The sequence below is a fragment of the Synechococcus sp. A15-62 genome (genome assembly GCF_014280075.1).
Lineage (GTDB): Bacteria > Cyanobacteriota > Cyanobacteriia > PCC-6307 > Cyanobiaceae > Parasynechococcus.
Window position 1 is genome coordinate 609,500 of record NZ_CP047950.1, and the last position, 26,074, is coordinate 635,573.

Here is a 26,074-nt window from a genome sequence, read left to right on the forward strand (position 1 = left end):
AATCGTGGTCTGTTGATGCTGCTCGCTCTTGGATGAGCGCTGCAGGGCTGTGATGGCGATGATCAGTTGGTGTTTGGTTGTTTCAGTTCGAAGGGAGCAGGAAGAAGTTGCTCGAGTTGCCTTGTGCCTACCCCGTCGATCTGTATTGCTGCATTGGTTGGCAGCAGTTCTTGCATCACCTGACGGCAGGCGCCGCACGGCATGCGGGATCCTGGAGGCGCATCGCTCTGGGCATCGATGCAGCTCACGGCCAGTTCAATCGGTTGTTTGCCCTGGCTGATCGCTGTGAAAAGGGCGACTCGCTCGGCACAGATGCTCAGCCCATAACTGGCATTTTCCACATTGCAGCCGTCGATCACACTGCCGTCTTCACAGCGCACTGCAGCCCCCACGTGGAAGTTCGAGTAGGGGCAATGGGCACGGCTGGCGGCCCGGCGAGCCCGCACAAGTAAAGACTCAGCGTTGTTCTCGGCAGGAGCCATGGGCTGTTTCAAGAAGGCTGCTCAGAGTTCGCGTCCCAGCCGATTGAGTCAGCCGGGATTGCTGGCTGAGTTCGAATCCCTTCTGGGGATCAATGACCAGATCTCCGCTGACAGCGACGCGACTCTCCTGGGCAGATCCGCTGGAGGCTCCGGAGTCATTGAATGTCAGCGCTCCTAACGAGGCTTCGTAGGACCAGTGATAGGTCAAGCGAGACCCCTCGATCTGCTCAACTCCGGAACTGCTGAAGTGTTCCACCAAGGGGGTGAGCCTGCTTTCGATCACCGTTTTTGGTTCAATCCCAGGGTTGTCACCCTGCACAACCAAAAACTGCTGCTGCTCGAGCTGTCGGATGCCTGAAATCGGCTGGCCAGACCACCGTCTCTCCACGTTCTGGATGGTGCAGACCAGTGGAGGTGGAGGTGGTGCTGAGGCCAGCACGGAACGATCAGGCCACGGCCGCGAAGCTTTCGCGGAAGGCGTTGATCGTCGCTTCGATGTCGGCGTCGGAGTGCGCCAGGGACGTGAAACCGGCTTCGAAGGCTGACGGTGCAAGGTAGACGCCGCGTTCGAGCATGGCCCGGTGGAGTTTGCCGAAGCGTTCCGAATCTGTGGCCTTGGCTTCTTCGAAGTTGCGCACGGGGCCCTCGCATAGGAAGAAGCCGAACATGGCGCTGACGCTGGCCGCTGTGATCGGCATGGCAGCGGATTGGGCGGCGTCCTTGATTCCCGCCACCAGCTTCTGGGTTGTGGCCGTCAGCTTCTCGTAGGTGCCGGGCTGCTTGAGCAGTTCCAGGGTCTTGATGCCGGCGGTCATCGCAAGGGGGTTTCCACTGAGGGTTCCGGCCTGGTACATCGGCCCAGCAGGGGCCACCATTCCCATGATGTCGGCGCGGCCGCCGTAGGCGCCCACGGGAAGTCCGCCACCGATCACCTTGCCCATGGTCGTGAGGTCTGGGGTGACGCCGAAATGCGCTTGGGCACCGCCGTAACTGATCCGGAAACCGGTCATCACCTCGTCGAACACCAGCAGAGCGCCGTGCTCTTTGGTGAGTTCCCGCAGACCTTCAAGGAAGCCGGGTTCCGGTTGAATGAAGCCGGCGTTGCCGACGATCGGCTCAAGAATCACGCCAGCGATGGCGTCGGGGTTCTCGGCGAACAGAGCCTTAACGGCCTCAAGATCGTTGTAAGGCGCCGTAAGGGTATTGGCGGTGGTGCTGCGAGGGACACCTGGAGAGTCGGGCAGGCCAAGGGTGGCCACGCCGGAACCTGCCTTGACCAGGAACATGTCCGCATGGCCGTGATAGCAGCCCTCGAACTTGATCACCTTGTCGCGGCCGGTGTACGCACGGATCAGGCGCAACACAGCCATGCAGGCCTCGGTGCCGCTGTTGACGAAGCGCACCATCTCAACGCTGGGTACAGCGTCAATCACCATTTCGGCCAGGGTGTTCTCCAGGGCACAAGGTGCTCCGAAGCTGGTGCCCTTCTCGATCGCTTCCTGCAGTGCTGCGATCACCTCGGGGTGGGCGTGGCCGCAGATGGCCGGTCCCCAGCTGCCGATGTAGTCGATGTACTTATTGCCATCCACGTCCCAGGCGTAGGGACCCTTGACCCGATCGAACACGATCGGCTGACCGCCAACCGACTTGAACGCCCGCACAGGTGAGCTGACCCCTCCGGGCATCAGGGCCTGTGCTGCGCCGAAGATGGCCTGGGAGTGGCTGGTGTTCAACGCGGGTGCTGTCACTGGAACCGACGCCAAAGGGCTGATGCAAACCGTGCAACATCCTGACTCAGGAACGACCGGTTCCGTTTGCTGTGTTTCTTAATTGCCCACTTCGCACGCATTTTGATGCGTAGTCTTTGATCAGATCGAGATCAATGTGGCCCACGACTGGTCAGTGCTGGAGAGGGATCTGCGGCGATGTCTGCCCCCTCGGGCCATCGTGGCGAAGCGTCAGGAACTGCTCAGTTACGACTGTGACGGACTGACACTTGAGCGCCACTGTCCGCCCCTGGCGGTGCTGCCGGAGACCACCGAAGAGGTGGCTGCGGTGTTGCAGTGCTGCCATCAACACGGTGTGCCGTTTGTGGCCCGTGGAAGCGGTACCGGCCTCTCAGGGGGAGCGTTGGTGGATCAGCAGGCGCTTCTTGTGGTGACCAGTCGCATGCGTCAGGTGCTCGACCTCGATCTGGCCAATCAGCGGGTCACGGTGCAGCCCGGGGTGATCAACAGTTGGGTGACGCGTGCTGTTGCAGGCGACGGGTTTTATTACGCCCCGGATCCGTCCAGCCAGGTGGTGTGCAGCATCGGCGGCAATGTGGCGGAAAACTCGGGCGGGGTGCACTGCCTCAAATACGGCGTGACCAGCAACCATGTGCTGGGGCTTGAGGTGGTGCTGCCCGATGGAACCATCACGCAGTTGGGTAATGGGCTGGCTGAATCGTGCGAACTGGATCTACGTGGTGCATTCATCGGCAGCGAAGGAACCCTGGGCATCGCAACGGCAATCACCCTGCGCCTGCTTCGGGCTCCTGAGTGCGTGAACGTGCTGTTGGCGGATTTCGCCACGATGGAAGCAGCAGGGGAGGCGGTGCGATCGGTGACCGCGAGCGGCCTCTTGCCGGCGGGGATGGAAATCATGGACAACGTCACCATCAACGCCGTCAATGATTTCTTCGGGTACGACGAGTACCCCCGTGATGCTGCGGCCGTTCTGCTGATTGAGCTCGATGGCCAAGAGGCTGAGGTGCAGGCCTCATCAGAACGGGCTGAAGCGCTTTGTCGTGCGGCAGGGGCCCGTGGTCTGCATCGGGCCCAAGACCCCACGGAGTGTGCGGTGCTCTGGAAAGGCCGCAAATCTGCGTTTTCAGCCGTGGGAAAAATCACACCGACTTATTACGTGCAAGACGGTGTCGTTCCCCGCAGCAGTCTTCCATCGGTGCTTGCGGCGATTGAACGGCTCAGCCAGGAGCACGGCCTGCCCGTGGCCAATGTTTTCCATGCCGGAGATGGCAACCTTCATCCACTGATTCTGTATTCACTGAATCAGCCCGATGTGGAGCGGAGTGTGAAGGAGCTCGGTTCCGCCATCCTGCGGGTGTGTCTTGATGCCGGTGGCAGCATCAGCGGAGAGCACGGCGTCGGCGCCGACAAGCGTTGCTATCTCGACTGGATGTTCACTCCCGATGACCTGGAAACGATGGGGCTGTTGCGGTCTGCCTTTGATCCGGACAACCGCGCCAATCCGGGCAAGGTGCTGCCTACGCCGCGAACCTGTGGGGAATCGGCCAAACGGATGGTGACGCTGCCCGCTGGCGTGGAGGTTTACTGAACAGGGTCAGAAGAGCGGTTCGTCGCCTTCGTCATCGTCGGCTGGAGGCCAGTCGAGATCAACGCTGACCGGGGCATGGTCGCTGGGTTGCTGGTTGCCACGCATGCCTTTGTGGATGACGCAGCTGCGGGCGAGTCCCATCAGCTCGTCGCACAAATAGATGTGGTCGATCCGCCAGCCGCGGTCCCTGTCCCAGGCACCGCTGCGGTAGTCCCACCAGCTCCAGTGGCCGGAGTCCGGCTCGAACACCCGGAACACGTCCTGAAGCCGGTCACCGAGCGCGTCACGAAGGGCCTGGCGTTCGGCATCGCTCGCCATGATCCCGCCGGTCTGGCGGTCGGGATCAGGAAGATCACGTGCTTCAAGGCCGATGTTGAAGTCGCCGACCATGCACAGCGGCTCGCCGCGTTGCTGTTGAGCATCGAGATAACGCTTCAGGCAGCCGAGCCAGGTCAGTTTGTAGGGGTATTTCTCCGACTTCAGGCTCGATCCATTCGGTACGTAGAGGTTGAGCACGCGAACGCCATTCAGAAGTGCGCTGATCACGCGCTTCTGTGCCCCGAGATCGTCCGCTTCTGCATCATCCGGGAGCTCCCCAATGAAGCCGCAGCGCACATCCTCCAGGGGCTCGCGGCTGATCAGGGCGACGCCGTTGTAGGCCTTCTGGCCATGGATGTGAACGTGCCAGCCGGCAGACTTAAAGGCTTCAACGGGAAATAGAGGGTCATCCACCTTGGTTTCCTGCAGACACAGCAGATCCGGTTGCTCGCGATCCAGCCAGCTGAGCACCTGATCCAATCGCGTGCGAACCGAGTTCACGTTCCAGGTGGCGATCTGCACGGTTGATTCAGTGGCCTCAAAGACCCTTAGCATCAGCTAACTCTGGATTCCGCTGATGTCTCGCCGTCTTGCGGCTGTCGCTCAGGTTGTGTTTTCTTCCCTGTTGGTGACAGCCATCCCGATGGGTGCAGAGGCCCAGGTTGAAGCGCCTTTTCAGAACCGCGAGGAACGCGAGATCTATGGGGACACCAATGGCAGCGGTTCAATTCTGGATGCTGCCAACCCGATGGATTTCTTGAACCAGATCCGGCGGGCGACGGCCATGGATGACGCCACACCACCATCCGATGCCATTGATGCGGCCCTCAAGGTCTATCAGAACCCTCCTGAAACGCCTTAGCGCTGGGTTGGTCAGACGCGGTGGCGCGGGCTGCGCTCAATCCGAGCTGTCCTGCCACTACATCGATCAGCGGATTGATCCGTCCGTTGGCATCCCGCCGTTCCCGGGCCTGCTTGAGCAGGGTGTGAACCGCCTCTGAATCGCCTCGCTCTTGCTGCAACAGGGCTAGGGCCAACAGGGGTCTTGCGTCAGTTTTGTTCTCTGTGGCCAGCTGGCCGTACAGCTTCATCGCGGTCTGATCGGATCCGCCCTGTCGCAGCAGATCAGCCAGGAGCAAACCGATCTCCAACCGCTGGCCAGGCTCCAGGCCCTTGAACCGGGTGGTGAGCTCAGCAGTCACCTGACCCTGACGTCCCAGCTCTTGGTCCAGGAGCACCAGCAATTGCAGAACCTGCAGATCATTCGGATGCAGCCGCAGCAGATGGTGGAGGCTCCGCCGGGCTGCCTCGGGCTGGCCATTGCGACGTTGCAGTTCCGCTTTGAACAGGGTGAGTTCGCGAGGCGTGGAGTGGCCAGACAGCCACGGTTGCAGCACCACTTCGGCGTCCTGCAGGCGCTCCAGTGTCACCAGGCGTTCCAGCAGCAGGCCCCGTTCTGCTTCGTTGAGGTTGTCATGGTGCTGTAGCTGCTGCATCAGCAGCTCAACCTGCTGATCTTCTTCAGCCAGGCGACTCGCGCGTGCCCGGGTTTCCGGGGCCATGGAGGCTGCAGCGATCAAACCGACCAGGGCAGCCCCCACCATGGACGCCAGCAGCAACAGGATCCGGCGCAGGCTGGGCATCCGATCTCGAATCAGCCACTTCAGTTTGAGGAGATTGCAGTGGCCTGGCTACAGTCTTTACAAGGGCTTTTGACTCCGCCCGGATCAGCATCAATGCGCGCCCATCCGATTCCCCCGGTCACAGAGCCGTTGCAGTACCGGGCCATCGGTCTTGTGCGCGGCACGTACACCCCAACCGATCCCGAGCAACTCACCCGTGGCACCTTGACCGATGCCCAGGGCGTCCCCCTTGAAACGGTTGTGCTCGGACGTGTGCTCACCCTGATTCGGCGGCATCTGCCTCTGGATCAGCCCCACCTCTGGGTCGTTTATCCCAGAAGCCGTGAAAGCGATCATCTGCATCTGCAGATTGCTGGGGTCTGGGAACCCAGCACCCTGGCGCCTGATCAAGCCGATGCCTCAGACACCCTGCCGGAGGGTGATGACTTCTTCTCTGTTCGAGGCGAATTGATCTTCACCAAGCCAGAAACCGGCGAAATGGTGGTGAAGGTGCGGCAGCAGGCCCGCGCCGATGGCCAACGACCGCTTCCCTTCAAACTCCAGATCAAGGGTGAGCTTCCCCTGGAACACCTGCGTCACTTCGTCAGCCTTGACCTGCGTCGCCAGGGCCAGGAACTGCACCTCGAAAACCACGAGGTGATTGCTCCAATGCCGACGCGTGGCGGCAAATCCAAGGGAGGTCGTGGGCGTGCCACCTCCCGCGCTCGCAGCTGATGGCAGAGGGAGGGCAGGGCTCCACAGGGGCCTTACGGGCAGGCGTCGCCGTTGCCGGCATCACTGTCCTCGGCGCCTTTGGTCCAGCCCTGGGTCTGTCTGCTGCCTGGATCGTGGTGGCGGTTGGGGGTGCCTTGGTCACCCTCAGCGTTGATGCCGCCACCTGGGAAGGCATGGGCGGACACATCCTTGCTGAAGCGCTGCCCGGTGGGCAGGAGCGTCTGCGTCGGATTGCGGTGCATGAGGCCGGTCATGTTCTGATCGCGGAAGAGGAGCAACTCCCGGTCCAGCAGGTGCTGGTGGGAACCCTGGCCTGTGTGCGTGCAGGACTGCGCAGCAGCGGCGCCACTGAGTTCGCGGTGCCGGACAGCGTCCGCATGCCGCTTGAAGATCTACGCCGTTGGAGCCGGGTGCTTCAGGCCGGCATCGCCGCTGAAACCGTGGTTTTTGGTAAGGCTCGAGGTGGGGCCGATGACCGCGCTTTGTTGGGACGGCTGTGGGGACTTTCAGGCCATGACGTGGCCACGGCCCAGCGGGAGCAGCGTCGCGCCCGCCGGGAGATTGAACAGCAGTTGCGTCAGCAGCGTGAGGCGCTTGACCAGCAGGCCGGTGTTCTGTTGGAGGCGGCCCCGCGTCTGGGGCGATGAGTGCTCTTTGGGTTGATGCACCGACGGGGTTGGCAGGGGACATGCTCCTGGCCGCACTGTTTGATTTGGGCGTGGACCAGGCTGTGGTGGAGTCGCCGCTGGCGGCCCTCGGTTTGGCAGGGCGGTATCGCATCACCCAGCAGGAGGCGCGCAGCGCCGGGCTGCGGGGGGTCAGGGTTGATGTGCAGGGTCTTGAGGCTCAGCCGCCCCACCGCCACTGGTCGGGGATCCGTGATCAGATCAATGCAGCTGCTTTGGCGCCATCGCTGAAGCAACGGGTGCTCGCCGTGTTCACCCGTCTGGCGGAAGCCGAGGCCACCGTTCATGGAACTCCAGTTGAGGCCGTTCACTTCCATGAGGTGGGAGCCATCGATGCCCTTGTGGATGTGGTGGGCGTCTGTGCGGCGATTGACGATCTCAATCCAGCCAGGATCGTCTGTTCCCCGTTGCCTGCGGGGAGCGGAACGGTGGCAACCGCCCATGGCCTGTTGCCCGTGCCCGTTCCAGCTGTGCTTGAACTGGCGCGACGTCACCGCATTCCTCTGCTTCAGGGCGGAGACCTGCCTCCAGGAGAGTTGGTGACGCCCACGGGCCTCGCCCTGGTGTCGGTGCTGGCGGATGAGTTTGTCGCTCCTGAGCGTTTGGTTGCCGAAAAGGTTGGCGTCGGCCTTGGCCACCGCCAGCTGGATCGCCCCAACCTGGTGCGCCTGGTGCTGCACACCCCAGCCGTTACTGCGGAGGAAGCTCCCCGGTGGGAGTCGTTGGTGGTGCAGGAAGCCTGGATCGATGACGCCACTCCAGAGGAGGTTGCGGTCTTGGCTAATCGCTTGCGTGAGGCCGGAGCGATCGATGTGGCGGTGCAGCCGTTGCTGATGAAAAAGGGCCGCAGTGGCCAGTTGGTGACGGCACTCGTGCGGGATGGGGATGCCGATCAGATCCGCTGCCTCTGGCTAAGTGCTGGCAGCAGCATCGGCCTGCGGGAGCGGCGTCAGGGTCGCTGGGTGCTGCCAAGGCGGCATGGCGTGCTCGAAACGCCCTGGGGCCCCGTCGCTGCCAAACAGGTGCGTCGCCCCGATGGCCGTTGCACCGTCAAAGCCGAGGCGGATGCCCTTGAGGCTCTGCAGGCCAGCACCGGGTGTTCCCTTGATGAGCTGCGTGCTGCTGTTGCAGTAGCGCCATTCGTTTGCACGGACGATTGGGCCTGATGGTCAAGCTTCTCCGTCAACCCAAGCTCTGGATCACGTTGGCCAGCCTGATCTTCATCGCTGTGGCTCTGGCCCAGCAGGCGGGGCAACTGCGCCAGCTGAGCTTGGTGGCCAACGGTTGGTGGTGGCTGGTGCTGGGGCTGGGCCTCACCTGGCTCAGCATCCTGATCAATGGTCTGGCCTGGCGTGATCTGCTGGTTTGGTTGAGACACCCTCCCCAGGGGGTTGCTGTGGTGCCGCTGTTTGTGCGCAGCAACCTGCTCAAGTACCTGCCGGGAGGGATCTGGCATCTGGTGGAGCGGGTCCGGGTGCTGCGTCCGGCGATTGGCGGCGGCCCTGCCCTGGCCGGGGTGATCCTTGATCCACTCCTGATCGTGGCGGCGTCCGTTCTTGTTGTGATTGCTGGGGGATGGCAGCAGGGCCTTGCCCTGCTGGCTCCATGGCCCGCGCTGTTGATGATGTCCCGCTGGCGCGAGCCCCTTCTGCGTCGGCTCGAGCGTTCCAAGGCGGCGCAACTGCAGTCGGTTGGCAGTGGGCCCCTGGAAAGTGAGGGAAGCGGTCGCGGTGGCTATCCCTGGCGGCCCCTCAGCCTTCAGCTGCTGTTTGTGCTTTGCCGCTTTGCCGGGTTCTGGTGCAGCGTGCAGGCTTTCGGCATTCAAAGTCCGGCACCGTTCACCTGGCTTGCGGCCTTTGGCCTGGCCTACGCCGTTGGGCTGGTGGTGCCTGGTGCCCCCGGGGGGCTCGGGGTGTTTGAGGCCACCCTGCTGCTGCGTTTGGGTACTGCCGTGCCGGAGGCGCAGCTGCTCGCGGTGGTTCTCAGCTACCGACTCCTCTCCACCCTGGCCGATGTTGTTGCCAGCGGGGCCCTGGTGGCCGATCGGATGTTGGGCCAACGTTTGAAACGCCACCGCTGACCCCCGCGCTGTTGTGTTGCTGAGTCGTCGACGGATGCTGCAGTTGGTGCTTGGCACCGGTCTTACGGCAGCGGCCCTGCCCTTGAGCGCCGCAAGGGGAGCTGTTCAACGGGTTGGGCTGATCAGCGATCTCAACAGCAGCTATGGCTCCACCCGCTACATCCCTGCCGTGGATCAAGGGCTGGATCAGCTCATTGGCCTGCAGCCGGATCTGGTGGTGTGTGCTGGCGACATGGTCGCGGGTCAGATGCGAGGCCTCACTGGTCAGCAGCTGGATGCCATGTGGCGGGGCTTTGAGACGTCGGTTCTGCAGCGGCTTCAGGCGGCGGACATTCCACTGCTGCCAGCGATCGGGAACCATGACGGTTCACCGGGTTTCCCCGTGGATCGTGCTGCTGTGGGTCGGTTCTGGACCCCGATCCGTGAACGGATGGGATTGGCGTTTGTGGATGCCTCGCAGTTCCCGTTTCGCTACTCGGTGCTGCAGGACGGGATCTTCTGGCTGGTCTGGGATGCCAGCTCAGCCCGTGTTCCTGAGGATCAGCTGATCTGGGCACAACAGCAGTTGGCCAGCACCGAGGCACAAAAGGCTCGTGCTCGGTTTGTGGTGGGTCATCTCCCCCTGGCTGGGGTTGGTCTGGGCAAGGATCGCCCCGGTGAGGTGTTGGAGCGGGGAGGTGCACTTCAGGCCTTGATGGATGCCGCCGGCGTGCAGGCCTACATCAGTGGTCATCACCACACCTGGTTCTCCAGTCGTCGTGGCCAGCTTGATCTGATCCAGCTCGGCGCCTTGGGCAGCGGCCCCCGGCGCCTGTTGCGTGGTGAAGCGCCAGCACAGCAGAGCTTCACCTTGTTGGAGATCGATGGGGGCAGGGGCACCCTGCGGGAGACCACCTACGCCGTGTCCACGGGACGGCCGATCTCCTGGTCCACACTCCCGCTCCGTCTCAACACCCGTGCTGGCTTGCTCCAGCGCAACGCATCAGAGCGTTTGCTGCGGGGGTGACGAGCCCTCTCGTCTGGAGGCGTGATCCAGGGTTGGCACCAAGGCCATGGCGGCGACCAGCCCCAGAACAAGGATCATCAGGGCCGGCAACATCGCTTCGGCCAGCCGTTCATCGCCGGCGTACTGGAACACGCGCACCGAGAGCGTGTCGAAGTCGAAAGGCCGTAGAGCGAAGGTGAGGGGAAGCTCTTTCACCGTGTCGACAAACACAAGCAGCAGTCCGACGGTGATCGGTCCGCGCAAGAGCGGCAGATGCACCCGTTTGAGCACGCGCTGCCACGGTGATCCCATCCCCGTCGCCGCCTCATCGAGGCTCGGGCTGATCCGTTCCAGGGCTGCGTCCAGGCCTCCTTTCGCCACCGCCAGAAATCGATCGCTGTAGCCCCACAGCAGCAGGAGCAAGGGGGCGACCTGCCAGGGGGCGCCCGTGAGCAACAGGGCCAGAGCCAGGACGGTGCCGGGGATGGCGTAGCCCGTTCCGGCCAGGAAGGTGAGGCTTTTCAGCCATGGGGCGCTGGACCAGCGTTTGGCGATGGCCAGCACCAGTGCTGCCGTTACCGCCAAAACAGCAGCGACCAGAGCCAGCAAAAGACTGCGGCCGCTCAGACTGATCAGATCGTCGTTCCAGCTGGTTTGGAGCTGGTCCAAGTTGCTGGCGGCCCACAGCAGTGGGGTGCCCAGGCTCACGATCGGAGGGATCACGGCGAGCAGTTGCGCCACCCCAGCGCGGAATCCATGCAGGTGCCAAGCGGTTGCATCCCCGCCGGCCACGCCATCGCTCCAGCGTCGACTGCGCCTGCGCAGGCTGCGTTCACACACCACCAACGTCAACACGATCACCAGCGTGATCAAGGCCAAGCTGATGGCGCCTGCGGGATCGCCGTTGGACTGCCAGGTTTCCAGGATGCCCGCGGAGAGACTCGGGATGCCGAGCAGCTGCACGGCACCCAGTTCATTGACCACTTCCATGCCCATGAGAGCGACGCCGGCGCCGATCGCGGGCAGTGCAATGGGCAAGGCCACACGCCGGAAGGCTGACCAGGGACCAACCCCCAGGCTCCGGCATGCCTCCAGCTGACGCTGACCGCTGACGGAGAAACTTTCCGTGCTCAGCAGGAACACATAGGGGTAGGTCGTCAGGGCCATCACAGCGATGCCCCACCCCATGCCGTGAATGGTCCAGCTATGGCGACTGCCCAGATCAACGAGGATCGCCGAGAGGAGATAGGCCGGCGTTGCCAGGGGAATCAGCTGGGCGATGCGCAGCCATGCCCGACCGGGAAAACGGCAGTTGCACAGCAGCCAACCGTTCGCAGTGCCAAGCAAGGTGCCCAGCGTTGCTGTTCCGAGCAGCAGCTGGATGGTGCCAACGATCTGGCGCATGCCATCGGGGCCAAGATCGCTGAAGCCGCTGTGCAAAGACGTCAGGGCCTCCCTCACCAGCGTCAACACCGGCCAGATCGCAACCAGGCCAGTGATGGAGGCGATCAGGATCAGGGCCAGCCGGGTTGGGCTTGGAACAACACTCCGGTTGGGCAGCAACTTCACTTCAGCGATGGGCCGGACACCGTTGTCGCGACGTGGTGTTGCGACATTGCCATGGAACGAGTCTGGCGATGAACGATGGGGATCTGATCGAGGACGTGCAAACCGCACACCGGCTTCGATCATTTGTCACACTCATAAGCTCGGTCGGTTCCCAAGCTTCATCTGATCTGTGGAACAGCTGCTCCCGATGGAGCCAACGGTTGCTTTAAACGGGGTCTGGCACAGCTACGGCGACGCCTATGACGGCTGGACCCTGAAGGGGGTGGATCTTCAGGTGGCGCCAGGGGAGCTGCTGGGCCTGCTGGGCCCCTCCGGCTGTGGCAAGACCACCCTGCTCCGCTTGATCGCTGGCTTTGAACGCCCCCGGCGCGGCACGGTGCAGCTAGATCAGCGCATGGTGGCTGGAGATGGGATCTGGATGGAACCAGAACGTCGGGGCGTTGGCATGGTGTTCCAGGATTACGCCCTCTTCCCTCACCTGAACGCTTGGCAGAACGCCAGTTTCGGTTTGCCCCGGCGGAATCCCAACCGTGAGCGCGTCGCCTGGTTGTTTGCGTTGCTGGGGCTGAAGGGGCTCGAGCAGCGCTACCCGCACCAGCTCTCCGGTGGCCAGCGGCAGCGGCTGGCGTTGGCACGCGCTCTGGCCCCAGCACCCAGGGTGGTTCTGCTTGATGAGCCTTTTTCAAGCCTTGATGTGGAGGTGAGGCTCCGCCTGCGCAGTGAGCTCTCCTCAGTGCTGGACGCCTGCGGTGCGAGCGGCGTGATCGTCACCCATGACCCCGGAGAAGCTCTGGCGATTTGCGATCGCGTTGCCGTCATGCGGGATGGCGTGCTGCATCAATGTGCATCGCCCCCCGAGATCGTGAGATCACCGGCGACGCCTTTTGTTGGATCCTTTGTGCTCCAGCGCAATTTGATTCCGGTTCAGGCCGATGCCCAAGGCCAGTTGTCTTGTCTGCTGGGAGAACTGGATGCTTCCGCCCCATGGGTCCAGGCTGACCGCAGGGCCTCCGGTGACTGTTGTGTGCTGGTGGATCCGCACGACATCAATGTCGTTGCCGATGCCGAAGGAGAGGCAAGCGTCCTCGGCCGGGAATTTCTGGGGGATGCATGGGAATACCGGATCCGTGTCGCGGATGTGCTGGTGCGGGCCCACTGTCCGATCGCACAGGAGCATCCTCCCCACACCCGTTGTCGCCTCAGCTTCAGGGATGGGGCCAGAGTCACGCTGCTTCCGCTTGGCCAGGCGTTGGCATAAAAAATCCCCCGGCGCAGCGGAGGATTGAGGAAAAAGAATTGATGGTTTCAGCGTTGGTGATGACGCACCGGGATGGGCACAAGCACCGGCTGGCGTAAGCCACCGCCGCCGTTGTCGTCATCGGAATCAGCCAGAAGCCACAGCAGCAGGCTGGCAAGAACAAAAACCGTCCCGAGCAGCAGTGGTTCGACCATTGAGGTTTCTCCCATGGCACGCACAATAAGCAGCATTCCCTGGTTCTGCTGAATCAGCTGAAACCTTTTCCTGCATCCGGTGCCACACAGGCCTTGAGTTGCTTCCGCAGCGTGTTGTGGTCGATGTTGCGGCCGATCAGCACCAATTGATTCTTGCGATCACCGGTCCAGTCGGTGTCGTCGATGGAAAAGCGTTTGCCCGCCAAATGGAAGACATGGCGGCGTTCGCTTTCGTTGAACCAGAGGATTCCCTTGGCCCTGAACACCTCCTGGGGCATCTGGTTGTCGAGGAAGTTCTGGAACTTGCGTAGGGAGAAGGGGCCATCACTCTGGAACGACACGGAGGTGAATCCCTCGATGTCCTGATGGTCACCGTGCTCATGGCCGTGCTCATGGCTGTGGTGATGGTGGCCATGGTCATGACCGTGCTCATGGTTGTGGTCATGGGTGTGATCGTGCCCATGGCTGTGGTCGTGTTCATGACCGTGATCGTGGTCATGACTGCAGTGGCCATGGTCATGGTCGCAGTCGCTGTGATCCAGGCTCGGATCGTCGGCGGGGGAACTCACCTTGTCGGATTCGAACAGTCCGACGCTCAGCAATAGGGCAAGGGGCACGTCTCCTTTCACCGACCGCAGGATCCGCGCATCGTTCTTGACTTCTCTGAGTTGCTGTTCGACGGCCTCCAGCCGCTCCTCGGAGACGAGGTCGCACTTGTTCAGCAACAGAATGTCGCCGTAAATCACCTGGGCCCGGCCAACTTCCGTGTCGAGCACGACGTCGTCGAAGTTTTCTGCATCGATCAACGTGATGATCGAATCCAGGCGGGTTTGGTCCCGCAGCTCACTGCCCAGGAAGGTCATGGCCACCGGCAGGGGATCGGCCAGACCGGTGGTTTCGACGACGATGTAATCCAGCGGCTCTGGGCGTTCAATCACCCGTTCCACCGCCTCCATCAGCTCGCCGTTAATCGAGCAGCAGATGCAACCGTTGCTCAGCTCCACCATGTCTTCATCGGTGGTGACGATTAGATCGTTGTCGATGCCGATTTCACCGAACTCGTTCACCAGCACCGCTGTCTTCACCCCCTGCTGATTGCTCAGGATGTGATTCAGCAGCGTGGTTTTTCCCGCACCGAGGAAGCCGCTGAGAATGGTGACGGGGACGTTGGCGGTGGCTGGTGCGGTGGTCATGCGCAAGGACCCATTCGACTCATGCTGGCAGCAGGGCGTCAATGGCGCTGGCCAGCTCCACATCCAGGCTGCTGAGGCCGCCGAGATCATGGGTGGTCAGGTCAATTGAAACGCGGTTGTAGACGTTGCTCCAGTTCGGATGGTGATTTTTGGATTCGGCCAACAAGGCCACCTGTGCCATGAATCCGAAGGCCTCCACGAAGCTGTTGAACTCCAGATCGCGGTGCAGCCTGTCTCCGTTCACCACCCAGTTGGGCAGGGTTGTGCTGAGTGCCGACTTCTGGGCGGCGTCAAGACGTTCAACTGGCATGGCAGCCCTGAATCACCCTTCCATCGTGGCTGGAGCTGGTCGTCAGTCGCTCAGGTCATGCAATCGATCAATCATCAGATCGGTGTCTGTGTCGATGCCGTCGTCGGTTTCCCAGGCGTTGGGGTCGTGGCGGGCCTGAATGGCTTGATTGATCCGCTCGCCATTGCGCAGGCTCAACAGGGTTTGCGGCGTGGCAGAGGTGTTCTGGGTGTTGCTCTCAGAGTTGGGGCGGCTGGATGGTTCACCGAACAGGTGGCAGGCGATCGTTCTTGAGTGAGCAGCGCTGCGGTGCTCCCAGAGGTAAACGGCTTGCCAGGTGCCCAGCAGCAGTTGGCCCCTGCTGACGCTCAGGTTCAGGGTCTGGCTGGTGAGCGCGGTTCGGATGTGGGCCGGCATGTCATCGGCTCCTTCGTCGTCATGGAGATAACGGCGTTGTTCCGGAACGGCATCGGCCATCCATGCATCCAGGTCCTGCAGCACCCGTGGATCTGCGTTCTCGTTGATCGTGAGGCTGGCGCTGGTGTGCAGACAGGTGAGATGCAGAACGCCCTGGTCCAGCCCCGTGCTGCGGATCCAGGTGTTCAACCGCCCGTCCAGACGGGTGAAGCCCCTCCCCGGGGTTTGAACTGTGATCTGATGCAGGATCTGCTGCACACCCACCGCTCTCCAGCGTTCTTTCCTTACTTTGCGTGCTGCAGCACCGTCTGAGTCCATGGCCAGCCCTTCTGCCCCAGAACTGACCCTGCTGTTCGACGGAGGGTGTCCGTTGTGTGTGCGCGAAGTTCGGTTTCTGCAGCGGCGTGATCGTCAGGCCCGGCTGGGTTTTGTTGACATCGATGCTTCGGATTACGACGCAGCGGCCCATGCCGGCATCAGCTATCGGGCGGCTATGGGCCGCATTCATGCCATCACAGGCTCCGGGGAGGTGCTGCGTGATGTGGCCGTCTTCCGTGAGGCGTATCGCCTGATTGATCTGGGATGGCTCTACGCACCGACCCGCTGGCCCTTGATCGGCAGCGTGGTCGATTGGGTCTATGGGATTTGGGCCGCCCGGCGGCTTCAGATCACCGGACGCGCCGACCTTGAGACCCTGTGCCAAGGCCGCTGCAATTTGAAATGACTCGCTTTACTGAAGCGGAGATGGCTGCCGGTAGATCAGCTTGAGCGGCCAGAGCGCCATGGGCAGAGCGATGAACAGTGTCGCCCGCATGAATAGTTCCCGCATCTTCATCAGCAGTTGCGTTGAACGTCAACAGCATGGCCTTGGTTGATCTCAGCGCGCCAGGGTGACGTCCCAGGCCCGTGAACTGTCAGTTCAGAGAAGGTGCTTAAACCCTCCTGCTTGCCACAGGGGATTCGCATTCACCTCGTCAACAGTGAGCTGGTAGCCATGTTTGGCGGCGATTTCCACCAGCTGTTCGGTGCTGATCTCCTCCTGCATCGCCTTCTGAAGATCGGGGTTCTCGAGGATTGCCTTGAGAAAGCTTTTCAACGTTGCACTCGATGACAGGGGTGGCACGGCGTGACCAACAACATCCTTTCCATCAATAGCCCTGTGGGAACACTTCTGCTGCCCCTCCTGATGGAAGGCCTTGGTTGCGAGGTTCTTCTCGCCATGATGATCTGATCTTTGCTGCAGCGTCTTGGTGCATGCGTCGACGCCTTGGGATGCACTGGGCGACCACCTGCGTGAAACGAAACTCCTCGGTTCCATCCAAAGCACCCTGTACTGGGATCAGAACACCCGCATGCCCCCCTCTGGGGCGCTTTGGCGGGGTGAGCAGCTCACGCTTCTGGCAACCCAGCTGCATGCCCGTCAGAGCTCCGCGGCTTATGCGGATCTGGTGGCCGCAGCGCGTCAGCACTGGAACTCCGCTGACCAATGCCCCGAGCAGGGCCGCAATCTTGATCTGCTGGAACAGGACCTTCAGCGGCAGCAGTCCCTCGATCCAGCTCTCGTCGCTGCCCTGGCCAAGGCCAAGGCCGAGGGCTACAACCGTTGGCAGCAGGCTCGATCGGCCTCCGATTTCAGCCTCTTCGCACCTGCGCTTCAGACCTTGATTGACCTGCGTCAGGAGCAGGCCAAACAGCTGGATGAGCCCCGCTCCTGCTGGGAGACCCTGGCGCAACCCTTCGAGCCGGACCTTCGTCTGGAGCGTCTCGAGGCCTTGTTTGCGCCGCTGCGGCAACGCTTGCCGCAATTGGCCGCTCAGGCATCCACCCGGCCTCGCCCCCGATCAGCGAACTGGGATCTTGAGGAGTCCAGCCAGCAACAGCTCTGCGATCAGCTGCTTGGTGCCTGGGGCCGCGATCCCGCCATCACCTGCATGGCGCGCTCGCCCCACCCCTTCTCCATCACGCTTGGGCCGGCGGATTACCGCATCACCACCCGTGTGGTGCCAGGGCAGCCGTTGTCGTGTTTTCTTGCCACAGCCCATGAGTGGGGGCATTCCCTTTACGAACAGGGGTTGCCGGACCAGAGCCATCAATGGTTTGCCTGGCCCCTGGGACAGGCCACCTCGATGGCGGTGCATGAAAGTCAGTCGTTGTTCTGGGAGAACCGGGTTGCCCGGAGCCGTCCGTTCGCAGAGCGGTGGTGGCAACGTTTTGCACAGGCCGGAGCTCCCTTCAGCGGCGCTCAGGACATGTGGCAGGCGATGAATCCGATGGCGCCTGGTTTGAACCGGGTTGAGGCCGATGAACTCAGCTATGGCCTTCACATCCTGATTCGCACTGATCTTGAAATTGCTCTACTGGAGCAGGGCTTGGCGGTGAAGGATCTCCCTGATGAATGGAATCTGCGCTATCAGGAGCTCCTGGGGGTGCGTCCACTGAGTGATGCCGAGGGTTGTCTTCAAGATGTGCATTGGTCGGAGGGGTTGTTCGGGTATTTCCCTTCGTATCTGTTGGGCCACCTGATCAGTGCACAGTTGAGTGAAGCGATGGCGGAGGCCATTGGGTCTCCGGAAGAGCATGTGGAGCGCGGTGATGTCTCGCCTTTGCTGGCTTGGCTGCGTGCGCATGTTCACCCGCTCGGACGCAGCGTGAATGCCGATCAACTGGTGGAAAGGGTTAGCGGACGACCCTTGAGCACCGAGGCCTTTCTGGGCTATCTGGAGAACAAGCTTGATCGGCTGCAGCAGGTCTCCTAGCTGCTTGCAACTTGCTGGGTTGAGGGGGCCCGTAGGATGCGCCGCGCTGTCCATCGCCGTTTATGGCCAACCTCGATCAGGCACCCAGCCGCAGCATGCCCAACCTGCTGCACGTGCTGCCGGCTTTCGCTGATGAAGCCGAACTTCGTCTCAACACGATCGTGGAGCTCAACTCCAACACGATCAACAAGTACGAGCTGATCACCGAAACCGGCCATCTCAAGCTGGACCGCGTTGGTTACTCCTCGCTGGCTTACCCCTTCGCCTACGGATGCATTCCCCGCACCTGGGATGAAGATGGCGATCCTCTCGACATTGAAATCGTTGGTGTTACCGAGCCCCTGATACCCGGCTCGATTGTCGAGGCCCGCATCATCGGTGTGATGACCTTCGACGACGGTGGTGAAGTCGACGACAAGGTGATCGCTGTTCTTGCCGACGACAAGCGCATGGATCACATCAAGAGTTGGGAGGATCTTGGTGAGCACTGGAAGAAAGAAACCACCTACTACTGGGAGCATTACAAGGATCTGAAGAAGCCTGGTACTTGCTCGGTGAACGGTTTCTTCGGAACTGAAAAAGCCGTCGAGATCATCAAGAGCTGCGAGGCCCGCTACATGGCTGAGATCGACCCCAAGTTGGTCGACTGAACACGTCGGTGATCGGCTGCTGATTAGGCGGGGGATGTCCCCCGCCTTTTTCATGGTCGGCTTCACTCCAGCAGCCTCGAACGTTCTTCGATCGGCAAGGAGACCGCTCGGGAGGCAACAGGGCTGAGACAAGACAGATCTGCGCTGTTGGTCTTGCTCATGAGACCAAAGAGATTCTGAAGAAAGCAGTGTTAGAGGGGCTGCCGCAGTTTTTTCTCGCGGCAATGAATACGTTGAGACCAGTGAGTCTTGCGTGTCTCATGTCGCGGTCATTGGCGCCGGTGATGTTGGCTGGCCTGTTGGCGGGGTCCGTCCTCCCAGGCCTTGCTGCTGAGCCTGCTGAGCTGGCGGTGCGGCAACCGGCCCGTGAGTCCCGCATCGTGCTTGACCTCAGCAAGCGGCAGATCACCCTCGTGCGGGGTGAGCAGCGGCTTGGCGCCTGGCCGGTGGCGATCGGAGATCCCAAAACCCCCACCCCAAAGGGGGAATTCGCCATCCTCAACAAGAAGGTCAATCCGATCTATGTGACCCACAAGTCGGGTCAGCGGCGGGAGCTGCGCGGACCTAGTAGCCCGATTGGCAATCGTTACATGGCCTTTCACCGCAATGGCCGCGGCGAGTTTGGGATCCACGGAACGGCCTGGCCGCACTGGGTTCAGATCCGTGCGGCCGTCAGCCTGGGTTGCGTGCGCATGCTCAACAGCCACATCCGGCAGCTGCTTGATGCCGTGGATGTGGGAACGCGTCTGGAGATTCGCAGTTGATCAGGCTTCGGGGCGAACGGTCTCGAAGATCTCTTTGAGGATCTCCCCTGCACCCTGACCTTTGAGGGTGTTGGCGAGGGCGATGCCGATGGCTTCGGCGTCGCTTGCCGCGCCACTGGCTTGGTCGCGGATCAAGCGTTTGCCATCAAGGCTGGCCACCATTCCGGTAAGGATCAGTTGATCACCTTCGAAACGTGTGTTCACGCCGATGGGGACCTGGCAGCCACCTTCCAGTTCCCGCAGGAAAGCACGTTCGGCCAGGCATCGCTGGGACGTCGGGGTGTGCTCCAGCACTTTGATCGCCTCAAGCACTTCGGGCTTGCCCTCTACGCATTCAATGCCTAGGGCTCCCTGGCCAACCGCGTGCAGAGAGATCTCGCCGGGGATCAGCTGGTGGATCCGATCGCTGAAACCCAGTCGACCCAGGCCGGCCGCAGCCAGGATCAGGCAGTCGTAATCGCCGCTGTCCAATTTCTCCAGCCGGGTGATCACGTTCCCCCGCACATCTTTGAAGATCAGGTGGGGGTAGTGGTGACGAAGTTGAGCCAGGCGGCGCAGGGAACTCGTTCCCACCACTGAGCCTTCGGGGAGGGTCTCGAGCTTGTAGGCCTGGTTCTTGGCATTCACCACCAGCGCATCGGCCGGGTCCTCCCGTTCGGTGATGCAACCGAGCATCAGCCCCTCAGGAAGGTTGGTCGGCAGGTCTTTGAGGGAGTGGACGGCGATGTCCGCACGATCCACCAGCATCTGGGCTTCCAGTTCCTTGGTGAACAGGCCTTTGTCGCCGATCTTGGCCAGGGCAACGTCCAGGATCTTGTCGCCCTGGGTGGCCATGGCTTCCACGGTGATCTTCAGGCCGGGATGGGCCTTCTCCAGTTCCGCTTTGACCCAGTTGGTTTGCACCATGGCCAGCTGGCTGCGTCGTGAGGCGATGCGCAGTTCGGTGAGGGCCATGGAAAGGGCGAATCAGCCGCCCACCCTACGCTTTTGGACTCGAATTCTTGGATTCGCCTTCGCGAGTTTGTGAAGCTTCGAAAGGGAGGATCTCTTTATGAAGAACGCTTAACATTCGTGAGCAACGCAGGACAGCCATGCCCGGACCCGTCGTCAATGGCGTTCGTCAGGCCGGAGCGATTGGCTCGGTTGCCCCGGACCCCCAAGAGCAGGAAGCCATGCTCCCCTTGGTGGCTGAGGGCTGCATTCGTCTGATCCTGTTGTGCAGTGGCGATGTTCTGATGGCGCGGCTGCGCCATACCACCGATCGCGATGGAGACCATGCGTATCAACTGCTGCGGCCCCGTCTGGTGCGATCAGCGGCAGGGCCCTCGCAGGATGGTCAATCCAGTTGGGTGCTTCAGCCTTATCTGGTGGGGCTGACATCGCAGCAGAATCTGGTCCTCTTCAAGGGGGCGGTGGCCTCCGTGCTTGAACCGGACCCTCGCCTGCTCCAGGCCTATGCGTTGGAAACACGCCAGGAGTGCCCCCTCGAAGAAACTCCTGTGGAACGCCTGAAGCGTGCCTTTCAGGAATTCACGGAAACCTTCGAAAGCAGTCAGTGAATCTGTTGCACTGAATTTTTGCTTTCCAAAGGAAAACCCCAGCCTCAGGCTGGGGTTTGATCTCTTCCGTGTGAGGAGGGCGTCTCAATTCCCTCACGCTCTCTTATAGGAGCCCGACACGCCATTCAGCCAGGGGGAATGTACTTATGTATTACTCCCGTGACTATTTGATGGCGGGCTTAATGCGGGCTTACTTGATGTATTCCTTGAACACCCCATTGCGGTTGGGGTGGCGCAATTTGCGCAGGGCCTTTGCTTCGATCTGACGGATCCGTTCCCGGGTCACATCAAAGATCTGGCCGATTTCCTCGAGGGTCTTCATCCGCCCGTCGTCCAGGCCGTAGCGCAGGCGCAGCACATCGCGCTCGCGGGGGCTGAGGGTGGCTAACACACCCTCCAGGTCTTCACGAAGCAGGTTCTTGGCAACATCCTGCTCGGGATTCTCGATATCGGCTTCGATGAAATCGCCAAGGCGGGAATCCTCTTCCTTGCCGATTGGGGTCTCCAGGGAGATCGGCAGCTGGGCACTCTTGGCGATGAAGCGCAGTTTTTCGATGGTCATTTCCATCGATTCAGCGATTTCCTCTTCCGTTGGCTTGCGGCCGAACTCCTGGGAGAGAACCTTGGTGGTCTTCTTGATTCTGGAGATCGTTTCGTAGAGGTGCACCGGCAGGCGGATGGTGCGGCTTTGGTCGGCAATGGCGCGTGTGATGGCCTGGCGAATCCACCAGGTGGCGTAGGTGGAGAACTTGTAGCCCTTCTCGTGGTCAAATTTCTCGGCTGCGCGGATCAGGCCAAGGCTTCCTTCCTGAATCAGGTCTTGGAAGCTCAGGCCTCGATTCATGTACTTCTTGGCAATCGAGACCACCAGGCGCAAGTTGGATTGCACCATCTTTTCCTTGGCCCGGCGGCCCAGCATCAAGCGCCGGCGGAAGCGGATGAGCGGCATTTCCACCAAGGCTGCCCACTCTTTGTTGTCGGGTTCCCGGCCGTTATCGCTCTCAAATTGAGCGGCCAGTTCCTCGAGATAGAGAAGATCGGCAATTTTGCGGGCCAGTTCGATCTCTTCGTCGGGACGCAGCAGGCGGATCCGCCCGATTTCCTGCAGATAAACCCGGATGGAGTCTTCGGTGTAAACGCCTTTGGGGCCGATCTTGATGCTGGCCAGGGCTTTGGCCTTGGCTTCCTTCTCAGCAGCTGCGGTTTTGGCTTTCTCTTCAGCGGTTGGTTTCGCTGCTGCTGCTTTGGCTGTTGATGTTTTGGTGGCGGTCTTCTTGGCGGTGGCTGCTTTCTTTGTTGTAGTGGCCTTTTTCGTTGTGGTTTTGGCCTTGGTGCTTTTCGCAGCAGCCTTTTTGGTGGTTCCCGAAGCCTTGGCTTGATCGGCCGCAGCGAGCAGTTCGTCGGCCGCGGCGTTCAGGTCCTTGGCGCTGGCCTTGCTGGTTCGTCGGCGTGCGGTGGCTTTTTTGGCTTCTTTATCGGAACCCTTCTCAACTTCCTTCACCTTGCCGTCAGCATTCGCCAGAAGAACGATGTCCGGCTTGGCAGCTTTGGTGGCAGCAGGGGTCATGGTGAATGTCGAAGTCGGATAGAGGGGAGATGCAACAGCGGCAGCAACGCACCAGCGGCAATGGCCGGAACCAAGAACTTCCGTTCAAGCGAAAGAGAACCACACAGCTGACGCTGAGACGGAGTTCATGGGCTGATGGTGGTGTCCGCGAGTCGACGAAACGCTTGGACTGATTGTGTCTGTGCTGTCCGGGGTGGTCTCAGACCGGTCAAAGTGGCAAGGAACAAGACCTTGACTTCAGACACTGTGTCTTCCCTCTGGATCGAGCGCAGGGTTGGCAGAAACTGTCCAACCTGTCCACGTTAATGAAGTCTTCCGAAGTTTGCAAGGTCCTGTCGCATTCGCCGCGATGTGTTGAGGTCTGGCTGGAGGCTGGGCGGGAAGGACGCTCCTTCAGTTATGCCGCAGATCCCAGCATGGGTTTGAAGCCGGGAGATCTGGTGCGGGTGCGGCTCCGGGGACGAGCCATGCATGGGCTTGTGGTGGAGGAGCGGGAGTGGGCTGAGCAGGATCCTCAGGAGCTGCAACCGGTGGAATCACTCCTGCAGCGAGCTGCTGTCGACTCTGATTGGTACAGCTGGCTGGAGCGGGTGGCGGACCGTTGCCATCTCAGTGTCTTCCGCACCTTGAAGGCGGCTCTGCCGTCGGGCTGGATTGGTCAGGTTGGCCAGCGTTCCCTGGCCGGCGGGCGTCAAATGTGGTGGATACAGGCCCGGGTCTCCCCTGATGCAGCGAACCCACCCACCCCTCGCCAGCGGGAGCTTCTGGCTTGGTTGGAGGGCCAGGGCGATGGCGCTTGGCAACGGGACCTGGTGGCCAGTGGGTTTGGGGCGCAATTGCTGCCGCCGCTGATCCAGCAGGGCTACCTGGTGCGTGAGCAGCGTCGTTGTGAGGACAAGGGCTCTTCAGCTGCTTCTGGCCCCAAGGAGCTTCCCCAGGCCTTGACCGCTGAGCAGCAGGACGTGGTGAAGGCCTACCAACAGCTTTCTCCGGGGAGAGGACTGCTGCTCTGGGGAATCACCGGCTCCGGCAAGACCGAGGTGTACCTCCAACTGGCTGCCCAGGAGCTGGAGCGGGGCCGGCACGTCCTGCTGCTCACCCCCGAGATCGGATTGATCCCCCAACTTGTTGACCGTTGCCGCAAACGCTTCGGCTCGCGCGTCGTGGAATACCACAGCGGTTGTGGTGACGCTGAACGGGTTCGAACCTGGCGCCGCTGTCTTGCTGCCGAACAGCCGTTGGTGGTGGTGGGAACCCGCTCCGCGGTGTTCGTGCCGTTGAAGCCGCTGGGGCTGGTCGTTCTGGATGAGGAGCACGACAGCTCTTACAAGCAAGACGCACCCATGCCCTGCTATCACGCCCGGGACCTGGCCCTGGACCGGGTTGTGATGCAACAGGCACGGCTTGTGCTGGGTAGCGCCACGCCTTCGCTCGAAAGCTGGATTCAATCGGGCCCCGAAGGTGCCTTGACCTTGGTGCGCCTGACCCAGCGGATTTCCCGGCAGTCCCTACCCCCTGTGCATGTGATCGACATGCGCCATGAACTGGCCGAAGGACACAAGCGTCTGGTCAGTCGCGCCTTGATGGATCGTCTTGCGGCGCTGCCGGAGCAGGGCGAACAGGCCGTGGTTTTGGTGCCTCGTCGGGGATACAGCCCCTTTTTGAGCTGCCGCAGTTGCGGCGAGGTGGTGATGTGCCCCCACTGCGATGTGGCGCTCACCGTTCACCGCAGCAAGGCCGGACGTCAGTGGCTGCGTTGCCATTGGTGTGACCATCGTGAGGACCTGGAGAACCGTTGCAGTCACTGTGGTTCCACGGCCTTCAAGCCGTTTGGGGCCGGGACGCAGAAGGTGTTGGAACTGCTTTCTCAGGAGCTTGAAGGCCTTCGTTTGCTCCGCTTTGACCGCGATTCCACCGGCGGACGTGATGGCCATCGACGCCTGTTGGACCGTTTTGCTGCCGGAGAAGCCGACGTTTTGATTGGCACGCAGATGCTGGCCAAGGGCATGGACCTGCCGCGGGTCACCCTCGCGGCGGTGCTCGCGGCGGATGGGCTTCTGCACCGCCCCGACCTCCGCGCAGGAGAACAGGCCCTGCAGTTGCTGTTGCAGTTGGCAGGCCGTGCCGGACGAGGTGAGCGACCGGGGCAGGTGTTGGTGCAGACCTACACCCCAGAGCATCCGGTGATTCAGCACCTGGTGGATGGTCGGTATGAAGCGTTCCTCTCTCAGGAAGTGGCCCTCCGCAAGGAAGCTGGTCTGGTGCCCTTCAGTCGCGCTTGTCTGCTGCGACTGTCTGGAGATTCCCCCAGCAAAACAGCAACGGCGGCAGCGGTGCTCGCGGAGCGGATCCGGCCGATTTGTCAGCGCCAGAACTGGTGGTTGTTGGGTCCGGCCCCGGCGCCTGTGGCCCGTGTTGCTGGCCGAAGCCGATGGCAGCTGTTGCTGCATGGTCCGGCGGGCTCTCCGCTGCCTCTCCCTCCGGGACAGGCCCTCTGGGATGGCTTGCCCAAGGGTGTGGCGCTCACTGTGGATCCCGACCCGCAGCAGCTTTGATCAGGAGGGCAGCTCCGGGAAGCCAAAGCCCAGCTTCCGCCGCACCACCTGCAGCACCATGCTGCTGATCAGCAGCATCAGGATCACCACGCCCCCTAGGCCAAGCGAATTCCAGCGCCAGCCCTGCCAGCTGATTTCGGTGGTGGTGCCGGTAAGAGCCGTGCGCTCCACCTGCCCGTGGTTGAGGCTCAGATGAACATCGAGCCCAGGGATCTCGGGCAGATCGCTGAGGTCCACCATCAGCTGCATGTGCTGCTGCACCCCCAGCAGCCAGTTGCGTTCTTCGAGCTTGAGCGTCGGTGCCGGGAGTGAGACTCCAGCCGCCCGACCAGCCACGGCCACCACTGCCGCCATTTGTTGCGCCAGCTCGTGCGATGAGGCAACACGGCTGCTGATCTGTTGGCGTCCTGGGCCTTTTTGTTCGATCTTCAGCCCGGGCACCTCCCGTTGCAGGTCTCGCTCGAATTGCTCCTGCCAGGGCAGCGGGCGTTGCTGGGTGCTCCGAACGTCCCATGTGAGGGCCAGTCGATCCGGGCCGCGAAGGTCGAGATCAGCCTCGATTCGGACGCAACCACTCAGCAAAAGCGTGATCCCCAGCAGAACCGCCATCACCAGCACGGCGAAACCCGCCGCCGGTGAACGCGTCGGCCCCGTCGGTGGTGGTGGCGGGGGTTCGGGGCGCCGCGAACGCCGCCGCCGCATGGTGGAGGTCTGCCCGCTGCCGGAGCCATCCAGTTCCAGTTGCGGCATCCGCATCGACCAGCGTTCCGGACGATCCAGGCTTGGGGCTTCAAGAACCCCGAGCATTTGTTTGGCTTGCTGGCGCAACTTGGGATCGCGGCAGCGACTCAGAAGCCTGCAGGTGGCTATGGCTTTGTCGTTCTGACCCTGACCCATCCAGGCGGTGATCATCAGGAGCCGAAGGCCCGGCCCCTCCGGGCTGTTGAGCGGGTGTTGCTCCGCCAGGGGGAGAAGCAGCTCCAGGCCCTGGCCGTAGTCCCCGCGCTCCAGGGCTGCCTCCGCTTCAGAGAGGTCCAGTGCTGCGTCCTGCTCGCTCAC

28 protein-coding genes are annotated in these 26,074 nt (G+C 61.8%); 14 read left to right on the top strand and 14 right to left on the bottom strand.

What is annotated here, in order from left to right; translation table 11 throughout:
- Window positions 1-62 precede the first annotated feature (62 nt).
- The 3 genes from SynA1562_RS03340 to hemL are packed head-to-tail and all read right to left on the bottom strand — an operon-like array spanning window position 63 to window position 2,230.
- Entirely contained in the window at window positions 63-482 is a 420-nt protein-coding gene (locus tag SynA1562_RS03340) for a cytidine deaminase (RefSeq protein WP_255445706.1), read from the bottom strand.
- Window positions 457-870 (bottom strand): hypothetical protein, encoded by a 414-nt coding sequence (locus SynA1562_RS03345; protein ID WP_255445707.1) that lies wholly within the window; start codon window positions 868-870, stop codon window positions 457-459. The genes SynA1562_RS03340 and SynA1562_RS03345 overlap by 26 nt, the downstream gene beginning before the upstream one ends.
- Before the next feature lie 58 nt (window positions 871-928).
- Window positions 929-2,230, bottom strand: a complete 1,302-nt coding sequence (hemL, locus tag SynA1562_RS03350) for a glutamate-1-semialdehyde 2,1-aminomutase (protein ID WP_186495281.1) — start codon at window positions 2,228-2,230, stop codon at window positions 929-931.
- A gap of 136 nt (window positions 2,231-2,366) precedes the next feature.
- Between hemL and SynA1562_RS03355 the strand changes: the two genes are divergently transcribed.
- Complete coding sequence (locus SynA1562_RS03355; RefSeq protein WP_186494742.1) at window positions 2,367-3,818, top strand: FAD-linked oxidase C-terminal domain-containing protein; 1,452 nt, start codon at window positions 2,367-2,369, stop codon at window positions 3,816-3,818.
- Between the two features lie 6 nt (window positions 3,819-3,824).
- Here the strand turns inward: SynA1562_RS03355 and xth are convergent, their stop codons facing one another.
- The gene (gene xth, locus SynA1562_RS03360; protein WP_255445708.1) at window positions 3,825-4,691 is read right to left on the bottom strand and encodes an exodeoxyribonuclease III; all 867 of its coding nucleotides are present in this window, start codon (window positions 4,689-4,691) and stop codon (window positions 3,825-3,827) included.
- A gap of 22 nt (window positions 4,692-4,713) precedes the next feature.
- Between xth and SynA1562_RS03365 the strand changes: the two genes are divergently transcribed.
- On the top strand, window positions 4,714-4,998 hold the full coding sequence (locus SynA1562_RS03365) for a hypothetical protein (protein ID WP_255445709.1): 285 nt from the start codon (window positions 4,714-4,716) through the stop codon (window positions 4,996-4,998).
- On the opposite strand, the gene SynA1562_RS03370 is transcribed toward SynA1562_RS03365, so the two are convergent.
- Complete coding sequence (locus SynA1562_RS03370; protein WP_255445710.1) at window positions 4,964-5,779, bottom strand: hypothetical protein; 816 nt, start codon at window positions 5,777-5,779, stop codon at window positions 4,964-4,966. The two genes, SynA1562_RS03365 and SynA1562_RS03370, sit on opposite strands and share 35 nt — an antisense overlap.
- A 93-nt stretch (window positions 5,780-5,872) precedes the next feature.
- On the opposite strand from SynA1562_RS03370, the gene SynA1562_RS03375 reads away from it, so the two are divergent.
- From SynA1562_RS03375 to SynA1562_RS03395, 5 genes are read left to right on the top strand one after another with little or no spacing between them, the layout of a single operon-like run.
- On the top strand, window positions 5,873-6,493 hold the full coding sequence (locus tag SynA1562_RS03375) for a hypothetical protein (RefSeq protein WP_186494743.1): 621 nt from the start codon (window positions 5,873-5,875) through the stop codon (window positions 6,491-6,493).
- A complete protein-coding gene (locus tag SynA1562_RS03380) occupies window positions 6,493-7,140 on the top strand; it encodes a hypothetical protein (RefSeq protein ID WP_186494744.1) in 648 nt (215 codons plus the stop codon). Before SynA1562_RS03375 ends, SynA1562_RS03380 begins: the two co-directional genes overlap by 1 nt.
- Entirely contained in the window at window positions 7,137-8,345 is a 1,209-nt protein-coding gene (gene larC / locus SynA1562_RS03385; protein WP_186494745.1) for a nickel pincer cofactor biosynthesis protein LarC, read from the top strand. The genes SynA1562_RS03380 and larC overlap by 4 nt, the downstream gene beginning before the upstream one ends.
- The gene (locus SynA1562_RS03390) at window positions 8,345-9,259 is read left to right on the top strand and encodes a lysylphosphatidylglycerol synthase domain-containing protein (protein ID WP_186494746.1); all 915 of its coding nucleotides are present in this window, start codon (window positions 8,345-8,347) and stop codon (window positions 9,257-9,259) included. Before larC ends, SynA1562_RS03390 begins: the two co-directional genes overlap by 1 nt.
- Window positions 9,260-9,293: 34 nt before the next feature.
- On the top strand, window positions 9,294-10,265 hold the full coding sequence (locus SynA1562_RS03395) for a metallophosphoesterase (RefSeq protein ID WP_114988306.1): 972 nt from the start codon (window positions 9,294-9,296) through the stop codon (window positions 10,263-10,265).
- On the opposite strand, the gene SynA1562_RS03400 is transcribed toward SynA1562_RS03395, so the two are convergent.
- A complete protein-coding gene (locus tag SynA1562_RS03400; RefSeq protein WP_255445711.1) occupies window positions 10,242-11,936 on the bottom strand; it encodes an iron ABC transporter permease in 1,695 nt (564 codons plus the stop codon). The genes SynA1562_RS03395 and SynA1562_RS03400 overlap by 24 nt on opposite strands.
- Window positions 11,937-12,000: 64 nt before the next feature.
- Between SynA1562_RS03400 and SynA1562_RS03405 the strand changes: the two genes are divergently transcribed.
- Complete coding sequence (locus SynA1562_RS03405) at window positions 12,001-13,071, top strand: ABC transporter ATP-binding protein (RefSeq protein WP_186495286.1); 1,071 nt, start codon at window positions 12,001-12,003, stop codon at window positions 13,069-13,071.
- Between the two features lie 47 nt (window positions 13,072-13,118).
- Here SynA1562_RS03405 and SynA1562_RS03410 read toward each other — a convergent pair whose 3' ends face one another.
- The 4 genes from SynA1562_RS03410 to SynA1562_RS03425 are packed head-to-tail and all read right to left on the bottom strand — an operon-like array spanning window position 13,119 to window position 15,428.
- The gene (locus tag SynA1562_RS03410; RefSeq protein ID WP_186494747.1) at window positions 13,119-13,301 is read right to left on the bottom strand and encodes a hypothetical protein; all 183 of its coding nucleotides are present in this window, start codon (window positions 13,299-13,301) and stop codon (window positions 13,119-13,121) included.
- A 17-nt stretch (window positions 13,302-13,318) separates the two neighbouring features.
- The gene (locus tag SynA1562_RS03415; protein ID WP_186494748.1) at window positions 13,319-14,458 is read right to left on the bottom strand and encodes a GTP-binding protein; all 1,140 of its coding nucleotides are present in this window, start codon (window positions 14,456-14,458) and stop codon (window positions 13,319-13,321) included.
- 19 nt (window positions 14,459-14,477) lie between these two features.
- Window positions 14,478-14,768: a 4a-hydroxytetrahydrobiopterin dehydratase gene (locus SynA1562_RS03420; protein ID WP_186494749.1), complete on the bottom strand. Its 291-nt coding sequence runs from the start codon at window positions 14,766-14,768 to the stop codon at window positions 14,478-14,480.
- A 42-nt stretch (window positions 14,769-14,810) separates the two neighbouring features.
- Window positions 14,811-15,428 carry a secondary thiamine-phosphate synthase enzyme YjbQ gene (locus SynA1562_RS03425; protein WP_186495287.1) on the bottom strand — a complete coding sequence of 206 codons (618 nt, stop codon included), beginning with the start codon at window positions 15,426-15,428 and terminating at the stop codon, window positions 14,811-14,813.
- A 52-nt stretch (window positions 15,429-15,480) separates the two neighbouring features.
- Between SynA1562_RS03425 and SynA1562_RS03430 the strand changes: the two genes are divergently transcribed.
- Complete coding sequence (locus tag SynA1562_RS03430; RefSeq protein ID WP_186494750.1) at window positions 15,481-15,888, top strand: thiol-disulfide oxidoreductase DCC family protein; 408 nt, start codon at window positions 15,481-15,483, stop codon at window positions 15,886-15,888.
- Between the two features lie 195 nt (window positions 15,889-16,083).
- Here SynA1562_RS03430 and SynA1562_RS03435 read toward each other — a convergent pair whose 3' ends face one another.
- Window positions 16,084-16,260, bottom strand: a complete 177-nt coding sequence (locus tag SynA1562_RS03435) for a Nif11-like leader peptide family natural product precursor (RefSeq protein WP_186494751.1) — start codon at window positions 16,258-16,260, stop codon at window positions 16,084-16,086.
- A gap of 151 nt (window positions 16,261-16,411) precedes the next feature.
- Here SynA1562_RS03435 and SynA1562_RS03440 point away from each other — a divergent pair, with 151 nt between their 5' ends.
- The 3 genes from SynA1562_RS03440 to SynA1562_RS03450 all read left to right on the top strand — a co-directional run bounded on the left by SynA1562_RS03440 (window position 16,412) and on the right by SynA1562_RS03450 (window position 19,334).
- Complete coding sequence (locus SynA1562_RS03440) at window positions 16,412-17,920, top strand: carboxypeptidase M32 (RefSeq protein ID WP_186494752.1); 1,509 nt, start codon at window positions 16,412-16,414, stop codon at window positions 17,918-17,920.
- 62 nt (window positions 17,921-17,982) lie between these two features.
- Complete coding sequence (locus SynA1562_RS03445; RefSeq protein WP_114987983.1) at window positions 17,983-18,570, top strand: inorganic diphosphatase; 588 nt, start codon at window positions 17,983-17,985, stop codon at window positions 18,568-18,570.
- A gap of 260 nt (window positions 18,571-18,830) precedes the next feature.
- Window positions 18,831-19,334 carry a L,D-transpeptidase gene (locus SynA1562_RS03450; protein ID WP_255445713.1) on the top strand — a complete coding sequence of 168 codons (504 nt, stop codon included), beginning with the start codon at window positions 18,831-18,833 and terminating at the stop codon, window positions 19,332-19,334.
- Here SynA1562_RS03450 and hemC read toward each other — a convergent pair whose 3' ends face one another.
- Window positions 19,335-20,288 (bottom strand): hydroxymethylbilane synthase, encoded by a 954-nt coding sequence (gene hemC, locus SynA1562_RS03455; protein WP_186494754.1) that lies wholly within the window; start codon window positions 20,286-20,288, stop codon window positions 19,335-19,337.
- 137 nt (window positions 20,289-20,425) lie between these two features.
- Here hemC and SynA1562_RS03460 point away from each other — a divergent pair, with 137 nt between their 5' ends.
- Entirely contained in the window at window positions 20,426-20,893 is a 468-nt protein-coding gene (locus tag SynA1562_RS03460) for a hypothetical protein (protein WP_186494755.1), read from the top strand.
- 190 nt (window positions 20,894-21,083) lie between these two features.
- Here the strand turns inward: SynA1562_RS03460 and rpoD are convergent, their stop codons facing one another.
- On the bottom strand, window positions 21,084-22,460 hold the full coding sequence (gene rpoD / locus SynA1562_RS03465; RefSeq protein WP_186494756.1) for an RNA polymerase sigma factor RpoD: 1,377 nt from the start codon (window positions 22,458-22,460) through the stop codon (window positions 21,084-21,086).
- Between the two features lie 305 nt (window positions 22,461-22,765).
- Between rpoD and priA the strand changes: the two genes are divergently transcribed.
- Window positions 22,766-25,015: a primosomal protein N' gene (gene priA / locus SynA1562_RS03470; protein WP_186494757.1), complete on the top strand. Its 2,250-nt coding sequence runs from the start codon at window positions 22,766-22,768 to the stop codon at window positions 25,013-25,015.
- On the opposite strand, the gene SynA1562_RS03475 is transcribed toward priA, so the two are convergent.
- Window positions 25,016-26,074: a DUF3153 domain-containing protein gene (locus SynA1562_RS03475; RefSeq protein ID WP_186494758.1), complete on the bottom strand. Its 1,059-nt coding sequence runs from the start codon at window positions 26,072-26,074 to the stop codon at window positions 25,016-25,018. It abuts the gene before it with no gap.